Annotated in this window: 17 protein-coding genes; 13 read left to right on the top strand and 4 right to left on the bottom strand. The window is 74.0% G+C overall.

The window, feature by feature from the left end; genetic code table 11:
• Nucleotides 1-64 precede the first annotated feature (64 nt).
• The 5 genes from AC0HI0_RS13985 to AC0HI0_RS13965 all read left to right on the top strand — a co-directional run bounded on the left by AC0HI0_RS13985 (nt 65) and on the right by AC0HI0_RS13965 (nt 7,482).
• Nucleotides 65-2,401, top strand: coding sequence for a phosphoketolase family protein (locus AC0HI0_RS13985; RefSeq protein WP_480932775.1), 2,337 nt, complete (start codon nt 65-67; stop codon nt 2,399-2,401).
• A complete protein-coding gene (locus tag AC0HI0_RS13980; protein ID WP_480932774.1) occupies nt 2,401-3,459 on the top strand; it encodes an acetate/propionate family kinase in 1,059 nt (352 codons plus the stop codon). The genes AC0HI0_RS13985 and AC0HI0_RS13980 overlap by 1 nt, the downstream gene beginning before the upstream one ends.
• 126 nt (nt 3,460-3,585) lie before the next feature.
• On the top strand, nt 3,586-4,278 hold the full coding sequence (locus tag AC0HI0_RS13975; protein WP_480932773.1) for a GNAT family N-acetyltransferase: 693 nt from the start codon (nt 3,586-3,588) through the stop codon (nt 4,276-4,278).
• Nucleotides 4,279-4,328: 50 nt separating this feature from the next.
• On the top strand, nt 4,329-4,808 hold the full coding sequence (locus AC0HI0_RS13970) for a nuclear transport factor 2 family protein (RefSeq protein WP_480932772.1): 480 nt from the start codon (nt 4,329-4,331) through the stop codon (nt 4,806-4,808).
• A 142-nt stretch (nt 4,809-4,950) separates the two neighbouring features.
• Entirely contained in the window at nt 4,951-7,482 is a 2,532-nt protein-coding gene (locus AC0HI0_RS13965) for a phosphocholine-specific phospholipase C (RefSeq protein ID WP_480932771.1), read from the top strand.
• 45 nt (nt 7,483-7,527) lie between these two features.
• On the opposite strand, the gene AC0HI0_RS13960 is transcribed toward AC0HI0_RS13965, so the two are convergent.
• From AC0HI0_RS13960 to AC0HI0_RS13950, 3 genes are all read right to left on the bottom strand, one after another.
• Nucleotides 7,528-8,094, bottom strand: a complete 567-nt coding sequence (locus AC0HI0_RS13960) for a carboxymuconolactone decarboxylase family protein (RefSeq protein WP_480932770.1) — start codon at nt 8,092-8,094, stop codon at nt 7,528-7,530.
• A gap of 129 nt (nt 8,095-8,223) precedes the next feature.
• On the bottom strand, nt 8,224-9,879 hold the full coding sequence (locus tag AC0HI0_RS13955) for a cellulose binding domain-containing protein (protein WP_480932769.1): 1,656 nt from the start codon (nt 9,877-9,879) through the stop codon (nt 8,224-8,226).
• A gap of 109 nt (nt 9,880-9,988) precedes the next feature.
• Nucleotides 9,989-10,879 carry a DMT family transporter gene (locus tag AC0HI0_RS13950; RefSeq protein ID WP_480932768.1) on the bottom strand — a complete coding sequence of 297 codons (891 nt, stop codon included), beginning with the start codon at nt 10,877-10,879 and terminating at the stop codon, nt 9,989-9,991.
• 40 nt (nt 10,880-10,919) lie between these two features.
• Between AC0HI0_RS13950 and AC0HI0_RS13945 the strand changes: the two genes are divergently transcribed.
• Nucleotides 10,920-11,429, top strand: a complete 510-nt coding sequence (locus AC0HI0_RS13945) for a MarR family winged helix-turn-helix transcriptional regulator (RefSeq protein WP_480932767.1) — start codon at nt 10,920-10,922, stop codon at nt 11,427-11,429.
• Here the strand turns inward: AC0HI0_RS13945 and AC0HI0_RS13940 are convergent.
• The gene (locus AC0HI0_RS13940; protein ID WP_480932766.1) at nt 11,419-12,603 is read right to left on the bottom strand and encodes a cytochrome P450; all 1,185 of its coding nucleotides are present in this window, start codon (nt 12,601-12,603) and stop codon (nt 11,419-11,421) included. The genes AC0HI0_RS13945 and AC0HI0_RS13940 overlap by 11 nt on opposite strands.
• Nucleotides 12,604-12,692: 89 nt before the next feature.
• Here AC0HI0_RS13940 and AC0HI0_RS13935 point away from each other — a divergent pair, with 89 nt between their 5' ends.
• From AC0HI0_RS13935 to AC0HI0_RS13905, 7 genes are read left to right on the top strand one after another with little or no spacing between them, the layout of a single operon-like run.
• On the top strand, nt 12,693-13,895 hold the full coding sequence (locus tag AC0HI0_RS13935; RefSeq protein ID WP_480932765.1) for an MFS transporter: 1,203 nt from the start codon (nt 12,693-12,695) through the stop codon (nt 13,893-13,895).
• A 57-nt stretch (nt 13,896-13,952) separates the two neighbouring features.
• Nucleotides 13,953-14,693, top strand: coding sequence for a class I SAM-dependent methyltransferase (locus AC0HI0_RS13930; protein WP_480932764.1), 741 nt, complete (start codon nt 13,953-13,955; stop codon nt 14,691-14,693).
• Nucleotides 14,694-14,700: 7 nt separating this feature from the next.
• Nucleotides 14,701-15,768, top strand: coding sequence for a FecCD family ABC transporter permease (locus AC0HI0_RS13925; RefSeq protein ID WP_480932763.1), 1,068 nt, complete (start codon nt 14,701-14,703; stop codon nt 15,766-15,768).
• Nucleotides 15,768-16,574 carry an ABC transporter ATP-binding protein gene (locus tag AC0HI0_RS13920; protein WP_480932762.1) on the top strand — a complete coding sequence of 269 codons (807 nt, stop codon included), beginning with the start codon at nt 15,768-15,770 and terminating at the stop codon, nt 16,572-16,574. The genes AC0HI0_RS13925 and AC0HI0_RS13920 overlap by 1 nt, the downstream gene beginning before the upstream one ends.
• A complete protein-coding gene (locus tag AC0HI0_RS13915) occupies nt 16,571-17,581 on the top strand; it encodes an ABC transporter substrate-binding protein (RefSeq protein WP_480932761.1) in 1,011 nt (336 codons plus the stop codon). Before AC0HI0_RS13920 ends, AC0HI0_RS13915 begins: the two co-directional genes overlap by 4 nt.
• Entirely contained in the window at nt 17,578-18,630 is a 1,053-nt protein-coding gene (locus AC0HI0_RS13910; protein WP_480932760.1) for a pyridoxal-phosphate dependent enzyme, read from the top strand. Before AC0HI0_RS13915 ends, AC0HI0_RS13910 begins: the two co-directional genes overlap by 4 nt.
• Nucleotides 18,627-19,793 carry an ATP-grasp domain-containing protein gene (locus AC0HI0_RS13905; protein ID WP_480932759.1) on the top strand — a complete coding sequence of 389 codons (1,167 nt, stop codon included), beginning with the start codon at nt 18,627-18,629 and terminating at the stop codon, nt 19,791-19,793. The genes AC0HI0_RS13910 and AC0HI0_RS13905 overlap by 4 nt, the downstream gene beginning before the upstream one ends.
• Nucleotides 19,794-19,807 lie beyond the last annotated feature (14 nt).

Genomic DNA, 19,807 nt, shown 5'->3' with positions numbered 1-19,807 from the left:
CACCGGGTAGCCCGCGGCGGAGCGTGAACCCGAGACAACCGAAACCCAGGGGAGAGGGCTCCGGATGACGGACCTGTCACTGGTCGACGCCTACTGGCGCGCCGCGAACTACCTGTCGGCCGGTCAGATCTACCTGTTGGACAACCCGCTGCTGGCGGAACCGCTGACGGCGGAGCACATCAAGCCCCGGCTGCTGGGCCACTGGGGCACCACGCCGGGCCTGAACTTCCTCTACGCCCACCTCAACCGGGTGATCCTGGAGCGCGAGCTGGACGTGCTGTTCGTGACCGGCCCGGGGCACGGCGGTCCGGCGCTGCTGGCCAACACCTGGCTGGAGGGCTCCTACCCGGAGAACTACCCGGACGTGCCGCGCGACGAGCACGGGATGCGCCGGCTGTTCCGGCAGTTCTCCTTCCCCGGCGGGGTGCCCAGCCACGTCGCGCCCGAGGTGCCGGGTTCCATCCACGAGGGCGGGGAGCTGGGGTACTCGCTGGCGCACGCGTTCGGCGCGGCGTTCGACAACCCGGACCTGCTGGTGGCGTGCGTGGTCGGCGACGGCGAGGCGGAGACCGGCCCGCTGGCGGCCAGTTGGCACGGCAACAAGTTCCTCGACCCGGCGCGCGACGGCGTGGTCCTGCCGATCCTGCACCTCAACGGCTACAAGATCGCCAACCCGACCGTGCTGGCGCGGATCCCGCACGAGGAGCTGGACGCGCTGCTGCGCGGCTACGGCTACGCGCCGTCCTACGTGGAGGGCGACGACCCGGCGGCGATGCACGCGCGGATGGCCGAGGTGCTCGACGGCGTGCTGGACGAGATCCACCGGATCAAGACCGCGGCCGCCGGGGCGGACCGGGAACGCCCGCGCTGGCCGATGATCGTGCTGCGCAGCCCGAAAGGCTGGACGGGCCCGGCCGAGGTGGACGGCCTGCCGGTGGAAGGCACGTGGCGGGCCCACCAGGTGCCGCTCGCGGGCGTGCGGGACAACCCGGAGCACCTGCGGCAGCTGGAGGCGTGGCTGCGGTCCTACCGGCCGGAGGAGCTGTTCGACGCGGACGGCAGCCCGAAGCCCGAGCTGCTCGCGCTCGCGCCCGGCGGCACCCGCCGGATGGGGTCGACCCCGCACGCCAATGGCGGCCTGCTGCTGCGCGAACTGCGGCTGCCCGGGGTCGCCGCGCACAGCGTCGAGGTGACCGAGCACGGCACCACGACCTCCGAGCCGACCCGCGTGCTGGGCCGGATGCTGCGCGACGTCGTGGAACTCAACGCCGGGCAGGAGAACTTCCGGCTGTTCGGGCCGGACGAGACCGCGTCCAACCGGCTGGACGCGGTGTACGAGGCGACCGACAAGCAGTGGCAGGCCGAGGTGCTGCCGGTCGACGAGCACCTGGCCCGCACCGGCCGGGTGGTCGAGGTGCTCTCCGAGCACATGTGCCAGGGCTTCCTGGAGGGCTACCTGCTCACCGGGCGGCACGGCCTGTTCAACTGCTACGAGGCGTTCATCCACATCGTGGACTCGATGTTCAACCAGCACGCCAAGTGGCTGGGCACGAGCCGGCGGCTGCCGTGGCGGCGGCCGGTGGCGTCGTTGAACTACCTGCTGTCCTCGCACGTGTGGCGGCAGGACCACAACGGGTTCTCGCACCAGGACCCGGGGTTCATCGACCACGTGATGAACAAGAAGGCCGAGGTGGTCCGGGTCTACCTGCCGCCGGACACCAACACGCTGCTCTCGATCGCCGACCACTGCCTGCGCAGCCGCGACTACGTCAACGTGATCGTGTCGGGCAAGAACCTCACCCCGGACTGGCTCGGCCCGCAGGAGGCGGCGCTGCACTGCGCGCGCGGCGCGGGCATCTGGGACTGGGCGGGCACGGCGGACGCCGAGCCGGACGTGGTGCTGGCGTGCGCGGGCGACGCGCCGACGCTGGAGGTCATGGCGGCGACCGCGCTGCTCCGCGAGCACCTGCCGGAGCTGCGGGTGCGGGTGGTCAACGTGGTCGACCTGATGCGGTTGCAACCGGAGACCGAGCACCCGCACGGGATGCCGGACCGCGAGTTCGACGCCCTGTTCACGGCCGACCGGCCGGTGATCTTCGCCTACCACGGGTACCCGTGGCTGATCCACCGGCTGACCTACCGGCGCACCAACCACGCCAACCTGCACGTGCGCGGCTACAAGGAGGAGGGCACCACGACCACGCCGTTCGACATGCTGGTGCTCAACGACATGGACCGCTACCGGCTGGTGATCGACGTGATCGACCGGGTGCCCGGCCTGGGGCCGCGCGCCGCCGGGGTGCGCCAGCGGATGCAGGACCAGCGGACCCGGCACCACTCCTACATCCGGGAGCACGGCGAGGACCTGCCCGAGGTCCGCGACTGGGCCTGGCCGTACTGATGCGCGTGCTGGTGGTGAACGCCGGTTCGTCGAGCCTGAAGCTGTCCGTGCTGGACGGGGACGACGTGGTGGCCCAGGAACACCTGGAGCGCTGGGACGGGACCGGCGGCGTGGCCGAGTTCCTCGCCGACGCGCCGGACGTGGCCGCCGTGGGCCACCGGGTGGTGCACGGCGGCCCGGACTTCGCCGGGCCGGTGGTGCTCGACGCCGGGACCCGGGCAGCGGTCGAACGCCTCACCGACCTGGCGCCGCTGCACCAGCCGCGCGCGCTGGCCGGGATCGACGCGGTCGCCGCGCTGCTGCCGGACGTGCCGCAGGTCGCGTGCTTCGACACCGCGTTCCACCACACCATGCCGGGCTTCGCGACCACGTACGCGGTGCCGGCGCGGTGGCGGGACGAGTGGGCGGTCCGGCGCTACGGCTTCCACGGACTGTCCCACGCCTACGCGTCCCGCCGCGCCACCGGGCTGGCCGGCGGTTCGCGGGTGGTGACGTGCCACCTGGGCGCGGGCTGCTCGCTCGCCGCCGTGCGGGACGGCCGGTCGGTGGACACCACGATGGGCTTCACGCCGTTGGCCGGGCTGGTGATGGCGACCCGCAGCGGGGACGTCGACCCCGGGCTGCTGGTGTGGTTGCTGCGCAACGGGAAGCTGTCGGCGGCGGAGCTGGAGGACGACCTGGAGCACCGGTCCGGCCTGCTCGGCCTGTCCGGGAGCGCGGACCTGCGGGACGTCCACCGCGCGGGCACGCCCGAGGCGGCGCTGGCCGTGGAGGTGTTCGTGCACCGGCTGCGGCAGGGGATCGCGGCGATGGCGGCCTCGCTGGGCGGGCTGGACGTGCTGGTGTTCACCGGGGGAGTGGGCGAGCACGACGCGGTCGTGCGCGGGCGGGCCGTCGAGGGCCTCGGGTTCCTGGGCGTCGAGCTGGACGCGCGGCGCAACGCGGGACGGTCGGGCGACGAGGTGATCAGCGCCGACGGGTCGTCGGCCGCCGTCGTGGTGGTGCGGGCGCGGGAAGACCTGGAGATCGCCGCGGGCGTGCGGCGCGCGCTCGGCTGAACCGTCCACGGCGGACGGTACCCGTGCGGACCGGCGTGTTCAGGATGTGGGAGGCGGTGGACAGCGGGTTGCGGTCGAACGGATGATTCGGCCGTTTACGAACCGCTGTGACCTGGGGGCCCGCGCATGTCGGCATCACTGGACCACCCGGCGTGGGCGTCGTTGACCGGCGCGCACGCCCGCTTCGCCGAGCGGCACGGGCAGGTGGTGCGCTACCAGTCGGACGTCGCGCCGTTCCTGGCGCTGCCGCCCGAGCCGGACGAGCGGGTGTGGGACGACGTCGCCGCCCTGGTCGGGCCCGGCGGGGTGACCGGGCTGAGCAGCCCGACCGGCATCGTCCCGCCGGTCGGCTGGGAGGTCGAGTTCCGCGGCGCGGGCGTGCAGCTGGTGGACGACGGCGTGCGGGCCGCCGAGGACCCGGAGGCGGTCCGGCTGACCGCCTCGGACGTGCCGGAGATGCTGGAGCTGGTGGAGCGCGCCAAGCCCGGCCCGTTCCGGGAGCGGACCATCGAGCTGGGCACCTACCTGGGGATCCGGCGGGAGGGCCGGCTGGTCGCGATGGCCGGCGAGCGGATGCACCCGCCGGGGTGGACCGAGATCAGCGCGGTGTGCACGGACGCGGAGTACCGGGGGCAGGGCCTCGCGACCCGGCTGGTGCTGGCCCTGGCGGCCGGGATCCGGGCGCGCGGCGAGCAGCCGATGATGCACGCGACGGCGGACAACACCAACGCGATCCGGCTCTACGAGTCGCTGGGCTTCCGGCTGCGCCGCAAGTCGGAGTTCGTGGCCGTGCGGGTGCCGCCGGCCGAGGTCGCCTGACTTCGGCGATCCGGCCCGGGGCCGCCGCCCGGCCGGGCAGAGTGGTCGTCATGAGCGACGATCGCGACGTGATCGCCCGGCTGGAGCGGGTCGAGGCCGAACTGGCGCTGCGCAGGCTGGTGGGCGAGTACTGCGTGGGCGCGGACCACCGCGACCTGGACCTGTGGCGCGCGGTGTGGACGCCGGACGCGGTGTGGGCAACCAGCCCCGAGCCCGAGCACGTGTTCAGCGGCGTGGAGGCGATCTGCGCGGCCGTCCAGCGGCAGTGGCGGGCGTTCCGGTTCATGCAGCACGGCACGGTCAACCACGTGGTCGACCTCGACGGCGTGCAGCGGGGTGCGGCGTCCGGTCGCAGCGACGTGATCGTGCACGTCCGGCTGGCCGACGACACGTGGGTGACCGGCGGGGGCACCTACCTGGACGAGTACCGCCGGCACGACGGCCGGTGGCGGATCGCGCGGCGGACCGTGCGCCGGCCGTTCGAGGTGGGCCCGCTGCCGAGCTGGGTGCCCGTGCCGGCGGCCGGGTGAGCGCCCGGTCCGCCGCGCACCGGGGCGGCCGGCACAAGATGTCACCAACTATGCGCACTATTGCTCGATAGAAGTCACTTCTGCTTAACTTCGCGCAGTCAGCATCGCCCCGCGCCGCCCCACGCCTGGACGAGGAGATGTGATGAAGCGTCGTGACCTGCTCAAAGCGGCCGCCGCCGGCTCCGGTCTCGCGTTGTTGCCGGTGAGCCTCCAGCGGGCGTTGGCGATGGAGGCGCCGACCGGCGGTCTGGAGACGATCGAGCACGTGGTCGTCTTCATGCAGGAGAACCGGTCGTTCGACCACTACTTCGGCACCCTGCGCGGCGTGCGCGGCTTCGCCGACCCCACCGCCATCACCCTGCCCAACGGAAAACCGGTGTTCCGCCAGCCCGACGGCGCGGGCGAGGTGCTGCCCTACCGGATCGGCGACGAGTTCATGTCCGGCACCCCGCACGGCTGGGCCGACGGGCACGCCGCGTGGAACAACGGCCGGCACGACCAGTGGATCCCGCAGAAGGGCGTCCGCACCATGACCTACCTGGACCGGGCGGGTCTGCCGTTCTACCACGCGCTGGCCGACGCGTTCACCGTCTGCGACGCCTACCACTGCTCCGAGGCGGGACCCACCAACCCGAACCGGTTCTACCTGTTCTCCGGCACGATCGGCTACGAGCCCGGCAGCACCACCAAGCGCGCCATCGGCAACGACAGCTGGCAGAACCCCGGCCACACCGGCTACACGTGGACCAGCTACGCCGAACGCCTCCAGCTCGCGGGCCGGTCGTGGCAGGTCTACCAGGAGTGGGACAACTACGGCGACAACTCGCTGGACTACTTCGCCACCTTCCTCGCCGTCGGCCGCAAGGCGCTGGCCAGGACCAAGGACTCGGCGGGCCGGCCGTTCACCAAGCTGGAGTACTTCTACTACGACGTCACCTCGGCGGCCCCGGCCCGCCGGGACGAACTGCTGGCCCAGCTCGACCAGGGCGTCGCGACGCTCACCGCCGCCGAACGCGCCCTCTACGACCGCGGCCTGGCCCGTCGCCGCCCCGGTCAGCTCGCCTCCGCGTTCCGCGCGGACGTGAACGCGGGCCGGCTCCCGGCCGTGTCGTGGGTGGTCGCGCCGGAATCGCAGAGCGAGCACCCCGACTGGGGGCCCAACACCGGGGCCGAGCTGGTCAAGCAGGTGCTCGACGCGCTGGCGACCAAGCCCGAGGTGTGGAACCGGACGGTGTTCCTGCTCAACTACGACGAGAACGACGGGTTCTTCGACCACGTCCCGCAGCCCGCGCCGCCGGTGTCCACCTCGGACGGCCTGTCCACGGCCGCGACGACCGACGAGATCTACGGCGGGCTGCCCATCGGCCTGGGGCAACGCGTTCCGCTGCTGGTCGTCTCGCCGTGGAGCCGGGGCGGCAAGGTGTGCTCCGAGGTCTACGACCACACCTCCGTGCTGCGGTTCCTGGAGAAGTGGACCGGGGTCGCCGAGCCGAACATCTCGCCGTGGCGGCGCGCGGTGTGCGGCGACCTGACCGCCGCCTTGGACACCGCCGCCCCGAACACCGCCTACCCGCCGCTGCCCACGCCCGTGCCGACCGGGGGAAGCCGCCCGACCTCGCCGAAACCCCCCGCCGCGCAGACCATGCCGGTGGTGGAGACCGGCGTGCGCACCGCGCGGCCGCTGCCGTACCGGCTCACGGTGTCCGGGCGGGTGGCGTCGGACAGGTTCTGGATCGACTTCCGCAACACCGGCACGGCCGGCGCGCACTTCTACGTCTACGCCAACGCGTTCCGCACCGACGGCCCGTGGCGCTACACGGTCGAGGCCGGCAAATCCCTCGCCGACTACTGGCAGGCGGGCGCGCCGACCGGCGCGTACGACCTCGACGTGCTGGGCCCCAACGGTTTCCTGCGGCGGTTCGCGGGCAACCGGGTCACCGCGACCACGTCCGGCAACGCCAACCCCGAGGTGGTGCTGCGCCAGGGCGACGGCGTGGTCTGGCTGACCATGACCAACACCGGCGGCAAGCCCTGCACGCTCACCGTGCGGACGGACAACCGGGGCGGCGGGCCGTGGACCTACACCGTGCCGCCGGGCGGCGGCGCGGAGGACTGGTTCTCCGTGGGCGGCGGCATGAACGGCTGGTACGACCTGACCGCGACCGGCCCGGACGGCTTCGCGCGGCGGTTCGCCGGGCACGTGGAGACCGGCGCGGAGAGCACCAGCGACCCGGTGATGGGGTCGGGACGGCTGGACTGCGCGGTCGACCACGTGGACAGCCAGGAGAGCGGTCCGAACGGGGCCGGCGCGAACGCGGCCGACGGCCGGCCGGACACCATGTGGCACACCAGGTGGTCCGGCGGCACCGACCCGCTGCCGCACGAGGTGCGGCTCGACCTCGGGCGCGCGCGGACCGTGACCGGGCTGACCTACCTGCCGCGCCAGGACGGCGGCGTCAACGGCCGGATCGGCCGGTACGAGGTCCACGTCAGCCAGGACGGCGCGAACTGGGGCGGCGCGGTCGCCGCCGGCGCGTTCGCCGACGACGCGGCGGCCAAGACGGTCCGGCTGTGGCCGGTCGCCGCCCGGTACGTCCGGCTGCGGGCGTTGAGCGAGGCGGGCGACCGGGGGCCGTGGACCTCGGCCGCCGAGGTGGTCCCGCTCGGCTGGTGAAACCCGGGCGGTGCCGGTCCGGAGGCCGGCACCGCCCGCGGACCGCTACGGGGCGGGCGAGTCGGTGAGCGTGGCGACGTAGCCGTGCTCGACGATCCGCTGCGCCGCCTCCTTGTAGACCGCCGGGTCCTCGGGCGCGAGCGTGGCGAGACCGTCCACGTACCGGTTGTACATCGAGAACGCCGCCGCGATCAGCACCGTGTCGTGGATCTCCAGGTCCGTCGCGCCCTCGGCGCGGGCCTCGTCCACCAGCAGCGTGGTGACCTTGCGGCCGGACTCCCGCACCGCCGCGGCGATCTTGAGCAGCGCCCGGAGCTTGTCCGAGATGGGCGCGCCGTACGGGTCCTTGCGGACCTCCTTGACCAGCGCCAGCCCGTCGTCGAGCTGGGCGGCGGCGAACGCCGAGTGCGACTCGCAGCAGAACGCGCACTCGTTGAGCCCGGACACGTACGCGGCGATGAGTTCGCGCTCGCCCTGCGGCAGGGAGTGCGGCGCGCGCAGCAGGGTCTCGGCCAGCTGGTTGAGCGGTCCGGCGGTCTCCGGCCGGAACCGCATCGGGCCGGAGATGCCGGGGAACAGGGACTCGTCCACGCCGAAGTCGATATGCGCCATGACCACCAAGCTAGCGCCCGGTCCGCGGTCGGCGTGCCCCGAAACGGACCAACCCGGGACTCCTCGGCGTCCCGGCACGAGGGGGACCGGACGTCCCCGCTTCGCCGGCGTCGGGCGGCGGCCGGGGCGTCACGGCGTGACCGGGCCGTTGGTCAGCCCGTTGAGCGCGCGGGTCACCGTGTTGGACGCGTGCACCACGTTCGGCAGGGCGGCGCACTTCGACACCGAGGTGATCTTGATGGCGTACTGGCCGACGCCGCCGAGGTCCGAGCGGTTGTCGCGCCACACGTTCCCGCACCCGTTGGCGAACGACGGGGTGGTGGCCGGGTTGTGCGTCTCGTAGCCGTTGGCGAACGTGCCGGGGGAGCCGAAGGTGCCGGTGTTGCCCTCGATCCGGTAGCCCACGCCCTTCACGTCGATCCACGAGTCGGCGGAGTTCTGCCCGGAGATCCCCCTGCCGTCGAACGCGTTGCCGCGGATCACGCCGTCGAACGTGCCCTCCTTGACGTCGATCGGCTCGGCCGCGACGTTCGGCCCGATCCGGTTGCCCAGCACCTGCACCCGGTCGCTGCGGTCGACGCCGCCGGAGTTGCCGTGACAGGCCCAGTTGGAGTTCGCCGACCCGAGGTAGACGCCCTCGCCGTAGCCGGGCTGCGCCAGCCCGGTGTCGGTGACGGTCGAGTCGCGCAGCACGCTGTCCGCCGACGAGCGCCGGAAGTGCACGCCCTCCTCGTCCACGTGGTGCACGGACACCCGCGAGATCACCGTGTGGTGCGAGTTGTCGGCGACGATCCCCTTCTTGGACTCCCGCACGGTGAACCCGGTCAGGTTCCAGTACGGGGCGTCGTAGAGCCACAGGCCGTAGCCGGGGTCCCAGCCCGGGGTCGGTGCCGGGCAGCCCGGCGCGTCGCCGGACGGGCCGTCGTTGACCAGCACGGCGTCGGCCGGGCCGGTGAGCGTGATCGGCGCGGCGGACGTGCCGGGCCGGGTGGCGACGAACGAACCCCGGTACACGCCCGCCGCGAGCCGGATGGTCCGGCCGGGCGCGGCGGCGGCGAGCGCGGCCTGGAGCTGCGCCGCCGTGGAGACGTCCACAGTGGACCCGCCGGCGGCCGGGGCGGTCCGGGCGGCGACCGGGGAACTGGCCGGGGAGGTGTTGCCCGCCGCGTCGCGGGCGCGGACGGTGAAGGCGTAGGCGGTGTCGGGGGTGAGCGCGCCGACCGTCGCCGAGGTCGTGGTGGAGGTGGCGACCACGGTCGAGCCGTGCAGCACCTGGTACTCGGCGACCCCGACGTCGTCCGTGGAGGCTTGCCACAGCAACGAGATCGAACTCGACGTGGCACCGGTCGCGAGCGGCAGGCCGGGCGTGCTCGGCGCGTCGGTGTCGGGGGCCGGGCCGCCGCCCGCGCACGGCGCGCCGTCGACGGTGCACCCGGTGGGCACGCCGAGCCCGGTGACGTTGAAGCCGAATCCCGCCGTGCCGCCGGGGCGGATCCTCCCGTTGGACCCGGCGTTGGCGAACCGGAAGTGCTGACCGGTCCGGGTGGGCACCGAGTTCCACGAGTTGGTGACCGCCGAACCGGACGGGAGGTCGAACTCGACCACCCAGCCGGTGCTGTCGGCGTCGCCGGTGTTCGTCAGGGTGAACTTGCCGCCGTACCCGGTGCTCCACACCGAGTCCTGGCTGAACCGCGCGGTCACGCCGGCCGCCGCGGCCTGGGCCGGTGCGGCGGGGGCGGTGGCGCAGACGACCGCGACGACCGCCGCTGCGAGACGTTTCCTCATGCCGAGGACACCCTTCCGGGCAAGGGGTCGAGTGTCGCGGCACACACCCGTGGTCGGGACAGTTATAAACACGCCGTCCGGCGGAGTCAACGGCAAGGGGTCCGGGTGCTCAGGCGCGTGGAACGGGCCTCGACTCCCGCCGGCCCAGGAACCGGCGCGCGGCGGGTTGGCCGAGCAGCACGCCGACGAGCACCAGCGCGAGCCCGAAGCCCTGCCGCGCGGTCAGCGGCTCGCCCGCCACGGCCATCCCGAGCACCACGCCGGTCACCGGGTTGAGCAGGCCGATCAGCCCGACCGTGCCGGCGTCGAGGTGCCGCAGCCCGGTGAACCAGGCGCTGAACGCGACCGCCGTGGCGATCACCGAGACGTAGCCGAACGCGGCCGCGCCGCTCGCGGTCAGCGGTGGCGGGCCGCCCTCGACCACCACCGCGGCAACGGTCAGCACCAGCCCGCCGGCGATCAGCTGCCACGACGTCACCGACAGCACGTCGGCGTCGGTCGCCCACTTCTTGGTCAGCACGTGCCCGGTTGCCGACAGGAGCATGGCGGCGGCCGACGCGGCCACGCCCAGCGGGTCCACCGCGCCGATCCCGGTCACCAGCATCAGCACCACGCCGCCGATGCCGACCACCGCGCCCACCACCGACAGCGCGCGCGGCCGCTCGGCGAGCGCGAGCCAGGCCACCGCCATCATCGCGGCCGGCGAGACGGCCATGATCGTGGCCGCGAGGCTGGTCGGCAGCAGTTGCGCGGAGACGTAGACCAGCGCGAAGAACGCGCCCATGTTGAGCGTGCCCAGCACGGCCGCGCGCCACCACCAGTCGCCGCGCGGCCGTTCCCGGCGGACCGCCAGCAGGAGCAGGCCGGCGGGCAGCGCGCGCAGGGCCGAGCCCCACAGCGGCTGGTCGGCGGGCAGGAACTGGTGGGTGACGTAGTAGGTCGATCCCCAGGCGATCGGCGCGACCGCGGTGACCAGCGCCCACCGGGTGGTAGCTTCCATGGAAGCAATATAGCTTCCGTGGAAGGTATATTGTCGTGGGGTGAGCGGACACCAGGACCACGTGGCCCGGATCCAGGCCGAGTGGGCGCGCGAACGACCGGAGCTGGACGTCTCGCCGCAGGGCGTCATCGGCCGGCTGCACCGGCTCGCCGCCGCGCTGACCGAGCAGCTGGCCGTGGTCTACCGGCGGCACGGCCTTGGCGAAGGCGAGTTCGACGTGCTCGCCGCGCTACGCCGCGCCGGCGCGCCCTACGAGCGCGCGCCCGGCGAACTCGCCCTGCACACCATGGTCACCACCGGGGCCATCACCAAGCGCATCGACCGCCTCGAACGCGACGGCCTGGTCACCCGCCGGGCCGCCGCCGCCGACGGCCGCCGCCGCGTCGTGGCGCTGACCGACGCGGGCAAGCGCGTCATCGACCAGGCGTTCACCGAGCACATGGCCAACGAGCGCCGCCTGCTCGACGCCCTGGACCCGGCCGACGCGCACCACCTGGAACGGCTGCTCACGACCTGGCTGGGGCACTTCGAGGCACCGCTCACCAGGTGACCGGCAGCGCGTCCAGACCGCGCACCATCCGGCCCCGCCGCCACGGCAGCCCGTCCGCCGGCACGGCCAGCCGCACACCCGGCAGCCGGCGCAGCAGCGTGCCGATCGCGATCCGCAGCTCGGCCTTGGCCAGCCGGGCGGCCACGCAGAAGTGGGGGCCGAACCCGAACGCCAGGTGCGGGTTGGCCGCGCGGGTCACGTCCAGCGCGTCCGGCTCGGCGAACACCGCCGCGTCCCGGTTCGCCGCGTCGAGCTGCACCAGCACCGCCTCGCCCGCGCGCACCACCACCCCGCCCAGCGGCACGTCCTCGGTGGCGATCCGGGTGAACCCGGCCGAGGTCACCGTGGGCGTGAACCGCAACAGCTCCTCCACCGCCCGGTCCAGCAGGCCCGGGTCGTCCCGCACCGCCCGCAGCTGATCGGGGTGGGTGAGCAGGTTGTAGGCGAAGTTGCCGATGTGGTTGGAGGTCGTCTCCAGCCCCGCGTAGAGCAGGGTCACGCCCAGCACGACCAGTTCGTCCTCGCCCAGCCGCCCCTCCCCGTCGCGGGCCGCGACCAGCGCGCCCAGCAGGTCGTCGGAGGGCTCCGCGCGGCGGGCCGCGACCAGCGCCGCCAGGTAGTCCTTCAGCCGGGCGAACGCCGCGTGGATCTCCTCCGGCGGGAACGCGGTCGTCGCCAGCGCCACGTCGATCCACTCGGCGAACCGGTCCTGGTCGGCCACCGGCACCCCGAGCATGTGGCAGATCACGGTGACCGGCAGCGGCACCGCCAGGCCCGCCACCAGGTCCGCGGGCGGTCCCTGCGCCTCGATCCGGTCGATCAGCTCGTCGGTGGCGCGCTGCGCGATCGCGGACAGCGCGGCCACCCGGCGGGGCGCGAACGCCGCCGCCACCAGCCCGCGCAGCCGGCTGTGGTCCGGCGGGTCCATGGTGTGCAGGGTGGCGTCGGTGAGCCGGCGTGGCGACGTGCGCGGCACGTCCCGGCCCAGCAGCGCGGCCCGGCTGAACCTCGGGTCGGACAGCACCAGCCGCACGTCGTCGTGCCGCACCGCCAGCCACGCCTCCCCGCCGTAGGGCAGGCGCACCCGGCTGACCGGCTCGCGCGCCCGCAGGTCGGCGTACTCCGGCTCCAGGTCGAGCCGCTCGGGCGGGCGGAACGGGTACGCGCGGGTCATCGGGACCGCCGATCCGGTAGGGGAGCCGTCGCTGAAGACGAGTCGGCCGGCGGTGTGCGAAAGTTCCCGGCGGAGCGGGGGAGTTGATCGTGGTGAGCGAGGAGGGCCCGCAGCGGCCGGTCGGCGACCTGGCGATGGCCCGGCGGTTGTGGCCGGTGCTGCTCGCCTCGGCGGTGACCCTGTTGCCGTTCACGGTGTTCAGCACGTTCCTGGTGCCGATCGCGCGGGACACCGGCGGCGACGTCGCCGTGGTCGGCGGCCTGCGCGGGCTCGGTGGCCTGGCCGCGCTCGCGGTCGGCGCGCTGCTCGCCCCGCTGCTGGACCGGGTGGCCCGGCTGCGCGCGGCGGCGGTCGGGCTGGTGGTGCTCGGGATCGCGGCGGCGGTCGGCGCGCTGGGCGGGTTCGCCGCGCTGGTGGTGTTCTGCCTGCTGGTCGGCACGGCCATGGCGGTGCTCAACCCGGCGCTGGGCGCGGCGGCGGCCGACCGGTTCGGCCACGGCCCGGTCGCCGGGCGGGCGGCGACCCTGGTGACCGCGACCCAGTCGCTGACGGCGATGCTGGCCGCGCCGGTCGTCGCGCTGCCCGCCGTGCTGTGGGGGTGGCGGGGCGACCTGGTCGCGATCGCGGTGCTGTCCGGCGTGCTGGCGGTCGCGCTGTTCCGCACACCCGGTGCCGCGCCGCAGGGCCGGGCGAACACCGGGTACCTGGCGGCGTTCCGCGAACTCGCCGGGCTGCGGCCGGTGTTCGCGGTGGCGATGCTGCGCACCGCCGCGTTCATGGGGTACCTGTCCTACCTGGCGGCGTTCTACGACGAGCGGTTCCGGTTGACACCGGGGGAGTTCGCGCTGGTCTGGACGCTCAGCGGCACGTCGTTCTTCCTCGGCAACCTGCTGTCCGGACGGCTGCTCGGCGCGGACCGGGTGTCCGCGCGCCGGCTGCTGGTGGGGTCGTTGGCGCTCGCCCTGGTCGCCGTCGTGGCGGTCTTCTTCGCGCCCTGGCTGGGGCTCGCGCTGGTGCTGACCTCGTTGCTGGGGGCCGGTCACGCGGCCGCCGCCGCGTGCGTCGTCACGTTGCTGGTCCGGCGCAGCGGCGGCGCGCGCGGTGCGGCGCTGGGCGTCAACGGCGCGGCGATGAGCGTCGGCACGTTCGCCGGTGCGGCGCTGGGCGGCGTCGGGCTCGGCGTCGCGGGCTACCCCGGCGCGGCCGTGGCCTTCGGCGTGATCACGTTGTCGGCGCTGGTCGCGGCGATGATGGTGCGGGAAGCCGAAATATTCGTGACCGCCGGGAACTGACCGGCCCCTCCTCCCGACTCGTACACCGGGAACGGTGTCGCGCACGGGCGGAGGGCCATGCACTGGTACGAGGACGACGACCTCTGGGTGGGGTTCGCCGACGTCATGTTCCCCGCCCGCCGCGAGGACGAGGCCGCCGAACTGGTCGCCTCCTCGCCGCTGCTCAAGGTCGCGCCCGGCGCGCGGGTGCTGGACCTGGCGTGCGGACCGGCGGTGCACGTCGTGCCGTTCGCACGGGCCGGTGCGGACGTGACCGGCGTCGACCTGAGCGCGGCCATGCTCCACCGCGCTCGCGCGGCGTGCGCGCGGGCCGGTGTGCGGGCCCGGTTCGTGCACGCCGACATGCTGGAGCACGTCGAGCCGGACCGCTACGACCTGGTGGTCAACATGTACACGTCGTTCGGGTACTTCACCGACCCCGGCGACAACCTCGCCGTGCTGCGCAACGCCTTGCGGAGCCTCGCGCCCGGCGGGCGGCTGGTGGTCGACGTGCTCGGCAAGGAGGTGCTGGCGTCGTGGGTCGGCCGCCCGCAGGCGGTGGACGTCGACGGCGGCACGGTGTTCATGCGCGACACCGTCCTGGACGACTGGACCCGGCTGCGCACCGACTGGACGCTGGTGCGCGGCGAGGTCGTGCGGCAGAAGACGATCCTGTGCGCGCTCTACAGCGCCGCCGAGCTGCGGGCGCTGTTCGAGGCGGCCGGGTTCGTCGAGGTCGAGTGCTTCGGCGGGTTCGACGCGTCCCCCTACGACAACCACGCGCGGCGGCTGGTCGTGCGCGGCGTCCGGGCTGGCTGAGGCCGGGGTGGGCCTGCTCGCCGAACCCGGGCCGGAGCGCGCCCCGGGCGGCCTGGTCGCACCCGTGGCGGTGCTGTGCGCGGTGCTCGCCGTGTCCGCGGTGGTCGGGATCGCGCTCGGGCCGACGACCGTGCCGTTGCCCGATGTCCTGGAATACCTGGGGAAAGCGGTCACGGGCGGCACGATCCGGGAGGACCAGGTCACCGACTACTCGATCGTCTGGCACGTCCGCGCGCCCCGCGTGCTGCTGGCGGCCGTGGTCGGCGCCGGGCTGAGCGTCGTCGGGGTGGCGGTGCAGGCGTTGGTGCGCAACGCGTTGGCCGATCCGTTCGTGCTGGGGATCTCGTCCGGGGCGTCGGTCGGGGCGACCGCGGTGGTGGTGTTCGGGCTGTTCGCGTCGCTCGGCGTGCTGGCGCTGTCGACGGCGGCGTTCCTCGGGGCGCTGGGCGCGACCGCGCTGGTGTACCTGGCGGCGCGCAGCCGACTGGGGCTGACCCCGCTGCGGCTGGTGCTGACCGGGGTCGCCTTGGCCTACGCCTTCCAGGCGGTGATGAGCGTGCTGGTGTTCTTGTCGCCCAACGGACAGGCCGCGCAGACCGTGCTGTTCTGGCTGCTGGGCAGCCTCGGCGCGGCCACCTGGGCGTCGTTGCCGCTGGCCGGTGTCGCCGTGGTGGTGGCGGTGGTCGTGTTGCTGCGCAACGGGACCACGCTGGACGTGCTGTCGATGGGCGACGAGACCGCCGCCAGCCTGGGCACCGACGCGGACCGGTTGCGGCGGTGGCTGTTCGGGCTGACCGCCGTGGTGACCGGGCTGCTGGTCGCGGTGAGCGGCGCGATCGGTTTCGTCGGGCTGGTGCTGCCGCACGTGGTGCGGATGGCGGTCGGCTCGGGGCACCGCCGGGTGCTCGCCATCGCGCCCCTGGCGGGCGCGTGCTTCCTGGTGTGGGTCGACCTGGTCGCCCGGACCCTGTTCGCGCCCGAGGAACTGCCGCTGGGCGTGATCACCGCGTTGATCGGCGTGCCGGTGTTCCTCGTGGTGATGCGCCGGCGCGGCTACGCGTTCGGAGGCCGGTGATGCGGCCGCTGCCCCTGTCGCTGCACGAGGTCTCGGTGGAGGTCACCGGGGCCAGGCTCGTGCACGCGCTGAGCCTCGACGTCGGCGCGGGCGAGGTCGTCGGGCTGCTCGGCCCCAACGGCAGCGGCAAGTCGACCGCGCTGCGGTGCGTGTACCGGGCGCTGGAACCGTCGTCCGGGGCCGTGCTGCTCGACGGCGCGGACCTGTCCGGCCAGGCGTTGCGGGACACCGCGCGGCACATCGCCGCGCTCACCCAGGACAGCCGGGCCGACCTGGACTTCACCGTCGAGGAGGTGGTGGCGCTGGGCCGCGCGCCGCACCAGCGCGGCAACCTCCGGCTCTCCGCGCGCGAACGGGAGCTGTGCCGGGAAGCGTTGCGGCGCATGGACATCACGCACCTCGGGCAGCGCGGCGTGCTCACCCTGTCCGGCGGCGAGCGGCAGCGCGTGCTGGTGGCGCGGGCCCTGGTGCAGGAACCCGCCGTGCTGGTGCTCGACGAGCCCACCAACCACCTCGACGTGCGGCACCAGGTCGAGCTGCTGCGGTTCCTGCGCGACTGCGGGCTGACCGTGCTGGTCGCCCTGCACGACCTGAACCTGGCCGCCGCCGTCTGCCACCGGATCGCGCTGCTGCGCCGCGGCGAACTCGTCGCGTGCGGCAAGCCCGCCGAGGTGCTGACCACCGACACCGTCCGCGACGTGTTCGGCGTCGACGTCACCCCGGTCGCCCACCCGGTGACCGGCGTTCCGCAACTGCTCTACGACGTGCCCGTCGACGGCACGACTTCCGAGGGGACCACGCCATGACCCTGTTCCGCACCACCGCCCTGCTGGCCGCCACCGTGCTGCTGGCCTCCTGCGGGGCGCAGGTGGAACCCGCCGCGCCGGGGCGACCCGACCAGGGCGGCACGGCGTCCGGCCCCGCCACGGTGACCAACTGCGGCGCCCGGGTCACCTACCCGAGGCCGCAGCGCGCCGTCTCCTACGACGTGTCCGGCACCGAGAAGATGTTCGCGCTCGGCCTGGCCGACCGGATGCGCGGCTACGTCATGAACTCCCTGGGCGACCCGTCGATCGCGGGCTCGCCGTGGAAGGACGACTACGCCAGGGTCGCCCGGCTGGGCACCTCGCGGGTCACCAAGGAGATCCTGGTCGAGGCCAAGGCCGACTGGGTGATCGCGGGCTGGAACTCCGGGTTCAGCGAGGAGCGCGGCATCACCCCGAAGCTGCTCGACCAGCTCGGCATCCGCAGCTACCTGCACACCGAGACCTGCTGGGAGTACCCGACCTCGAAGGCCGACGCGACACCGGTCGAGGCGCTCTACACCGACCTGCGCAACCTCGGCGACATCTTCGGCGTCCGGCCGCGCGCCGACGAACTGGTGCGGGAGTTGCAGACCCGGTTCGAGACCGTCCGGGCGGGCGCGCCCGGGGACGGGCCGCCGGTCCGGGTGTTCGTCTACGACTCCGGCACCGACCAGCCGTTCACCTCCGGCAGGCACGCCGCCCCGAACGAGATCATCGCCGCGGCCGGCGGCGTGAACGTGTTCGCCGACCTGGAGGACGGCTGGGGCGCGGTCGGCTGGGAGGCCGTCGTCAAGTCCGAGCCCGAGGTGATCGTGGTGGTCGACTACGCCGACCAGCCCGCGCAGGACAAGATCGCGTTCCTGGAGTCCGCGCCGCAACTGGCCCGCACCCCCGCCGTGCGCGACCGCCGGTTCCACGTCATCTCCTACGGCGACCTGGTCAGCGGCCCGCGCAACGCGCACGGCGCCGAGTCGCTGGCCGGGTACCTGCGCTCGATCGGCCGGTGAGCGCGGTGATCGTGCACGAGCACGTCACCGACGCGGTGAAGACTCCCGCGCTGATCCGGTTGACCCCCAACGTCGTGCTGGTCCGGTTCGAGACGCTGAAGGTGTACGCGGCGCTGGGCGCGGTGCGGTCCCTGCTCGCCGACGGGACGGTCCGAAAAGGACAGACGCTGGTGGACAGCTCCAGCGGCATCTACGCGCTCGCGCTGGCCATGGCCTGCCACCGGTACGGGCTGCGCTGCCACATCGTGGCGTCCACCACCGTCGACGCGACCATGCGGGCGCAGCTGGAGGTCCTGGGCGTGACGGTCGACCAGATGCCGCCCTCCGACGACCTGCGGCTGGACCAGCACCGCCGGGTCGCCCGCGTGCGCGAACTGCTCGACCTGCACCCGGACATGCACTGGATGCGCCAGTACCACGACCCGGTGCACTACCTCGGGTACGCCGAGCTGGCCGGGCTGGTGCGCGCGGCCCTGCCCGCCGGGCCGCTGGCCGTGGTGGGCAGCGTCGGGACCGGCGCGTCGACCGGCGGACTGGCCCGCGAGCTGCGCACCGAGGACCCGGACGTGCGGCTGGTGGGCGTGCAGCCGTTCGGCAGCGTCACGTTCGGCAGCGAGCGGTTCACCGACCCGGACGCCATCATCGCGGGCATCGGCAGCGCCATCCCGTTCGACAACGTCCGGCACGACCTCTACGACCGCGTGCACTGGCTGGACTTCCAGCACGCGATGGCCGCCACCGTGGGCCTGCTGCGCGAGCACGCCGTGTTCGCCGGCCTGTCCACCGGGGCCGCCCACCTGGTCGCGGGCTGGGAGGCCGCCCGCGACCCGGCGCGCACCCACCTGGTGATCGGCGCGGACACCGGCCACCGGTACACCGCGCGGGTGTTCGCCCGGCACCGCGAGGCCCTCGACCCGGCGGGCCTCGCGCCGGTCGAGATCGACTCGCTGGACGACCTGGCCCCGCCGTGGTCCGCGATGGACTGGCGGCGTCGCGAGCACCGCGTCCTGGTGCCCGCCCAACTCCGCCGGAAGGACCGCGTGTCGTGACGATCGTGCTGCTGGAAGCCCTCACCTTCGGCCTGGGCCGGCTCGCCGACGCCGCCCGGGACGCGGGCCACGAGCTGTGCCTGCTGACCGGCGACCGGTCGATCTACGCCCACGAGCTGAGCCGGTGCCGACCGCGCGTGGTGGACGTCGACACCACCGACGTGACCGCCTGCGAGCGGGCGCTGCGCGACGTGCCGGACCTGGCCGGCCTGATCAGCTCCACCGACACCTGGGCGGTGCCCGGCGCGGACCTCGCGGCCCGGCTCGGCCTGCCCGGACCCGACCCGGCCGCCGTGCGCGTGCTGCGTGACAAGGCCGCCGTGCGGGCGCTGCTGCACGACCGGGGCCTGAGCAAGGGCCGCGCGCTGCCCGCCACCCCGGACGTGGCCGACGAGCTGGGCCTGCCGCTGGTCGTGAAGGACTCGTCCGGCACGTCGTCCCGCGCGGTCTGGGTGGTCCGCGACCGCGCCGAACTCGCCCGCGCGCTCGGCGCGGCGGCGACCACCGCGTTGCGGGGCGCGCTGATCGCGGAACCGTACTTCGCCGGCCCGCTCTACAGCGCGGAGACCCTGACCTGGGACGGCCGCACCCGGCTGCTGGGCGTGTTCAGCCGCCAGCTCTCGCCCGAACCCCGGCGGCGCGAGGAGGCCGCCGCGTTCCCGGTGGCGCTCCCGGACGACCTCGGGCCGTGGATCGGCGACGTGCTGGCCGCCGCCGGCCTGCGCGAGGGGTTCGCGCACACCGAGTTCGTGCTCACCTCGGACGGGCCGCAGGTCGTGGAGGTCAACGCCCGGATCGGCGGCGCGCTGGTCGGCGAGGCGCTGTGCCGCGCCCTGGGCACGAACGTCTACACCGCGATGGTCTCGCTGGCGCTGGGCCGCGAGCCGGTGCTCGCCGCGCGCGGCGGCCCGGCGGTCGGCTTCGTGCTGCTCTACCCCGACCGGCCGGGCGTGCTGCGCGGCTGGTCCGGACTCGACCGACTGGGTGATCTTCCCGGGTCGCCGCAGTGGTACCCGACCGCGCGGCCCGGCGACCTGATCACCCACCTGGACGACCAGCGCGGCTGCACCGGCATCCTGTTGGCCGAAGGCGCTACTTCCGAGCTGGCGTTGCACCGCGCTTTGGCGGCGGCCGGCGCGATCACCCCGATGACCGCCCAGTAGCAGGGAACCCGAAA

The sequence above is a fragment of the Saccharothrix sp. NBAS 001 genome, assembly GCF_056640475.1.
Note: the sequence above shows the minus strand (reverse complement) of the source record. Positions and strands in the feature narration are given on the sequence as shown.

What these genes read in the sequence shown, in the direction of transcription:
- AC0HI0_RS13985 (WP_480932775.1), top strand. Translation starts at nt 65, where the DNA reads ATGACGGACCTGTCACTGGTCGACGCCTACTGGCGCGCCGCGAACTAC.
- AC0HI0_RS13980 (WP_480932774.1), top strand. Translation starts at nt 2,401, where the DNA reads ATGCGCGTGCTGGTGGTGAACGCCGGTTCGTCGAGCCTGAAGCTGTCC.
- AC0HI0_RS13975 (WP_480932773.1), top strand. Translation starts at nt 3,586, where the DNA reads ATGTCGGCATCACTGGACCACCCGGCGTGGGCGTCGTTGACCGGCGCG.
- AC0HI0_RS13970 (WP_480932772.1), top strand. Translation starts at nt 4,329, where the DNA reads ATGAGCGACGATCGCGACGTGATCGCCCGGCTGGAGCGGGTCGAGGCC.
- AC0HI0_RS13965 (WP_480932771.1), top strand. Translation starts at nt 4,951, where the DNA reads ATGAAGCGTCGTGACCTGCTCAAAGCGGCCGCCGCCGGCTCCGGTCTC.
- AC0HI0_RS13960 (WP_480932770.1), bottom strand. Translation starts at nt 8,094, where the DNA reads ATGGCGCATATCGACTTCGGCGTGGACGAGTCCCTGTTCCCCGGCATC.
- AC0HI0_RS13955 (WP_480932769.1), bottom strand. Translation starts at nt 9,879, where the DNA reads ATGAGGAAACGTCTCGCAGCGGCGGTCGTCGCGGTCGTCTGCGCCACC.
- AC0HI0_RS13950 (WP_480932768.1), bottom strand. Translation starts at nt 10,879, where the DNA reads ATGGAAGCTACCACCCGGTGGGCGCTGGTCACCGCGGTCGCGCCGATC.
- AC0HI0_RS13940 (WP_480932766.1), bottom strand. Translation starts at nt 12,603, where the DNA reads ATGACCCGCGCGTACCCGTTCCGCCCGCCCGAGCGGCTCGACCTGGAG.
- AC0HI0_RS13930 (WP_480932764.1), top strand. Translation starts at nt 13,953, where the DNA reads ATGCACTGGTACGAGGACGACGACCTCTGGGTGGGGTTCGCCGACGTC.
- AC0HI0_RS13920 (WP_480932762.1), top strand. Translation starts at nt 15,768, where the DNA reads ATGCGGCCGCTGCCCCTGTCGCTGCACGAGGTCTCGGTGGAGGTCACC.
- AC0HI0_RS13915 (WP_480932761.1), top strand. Translation starts at nt 16,571, where the DNA reads ATGACCCTGTTCCGCACCACCGCCCTGCTGGCCGCCACCGTGCTGCTG.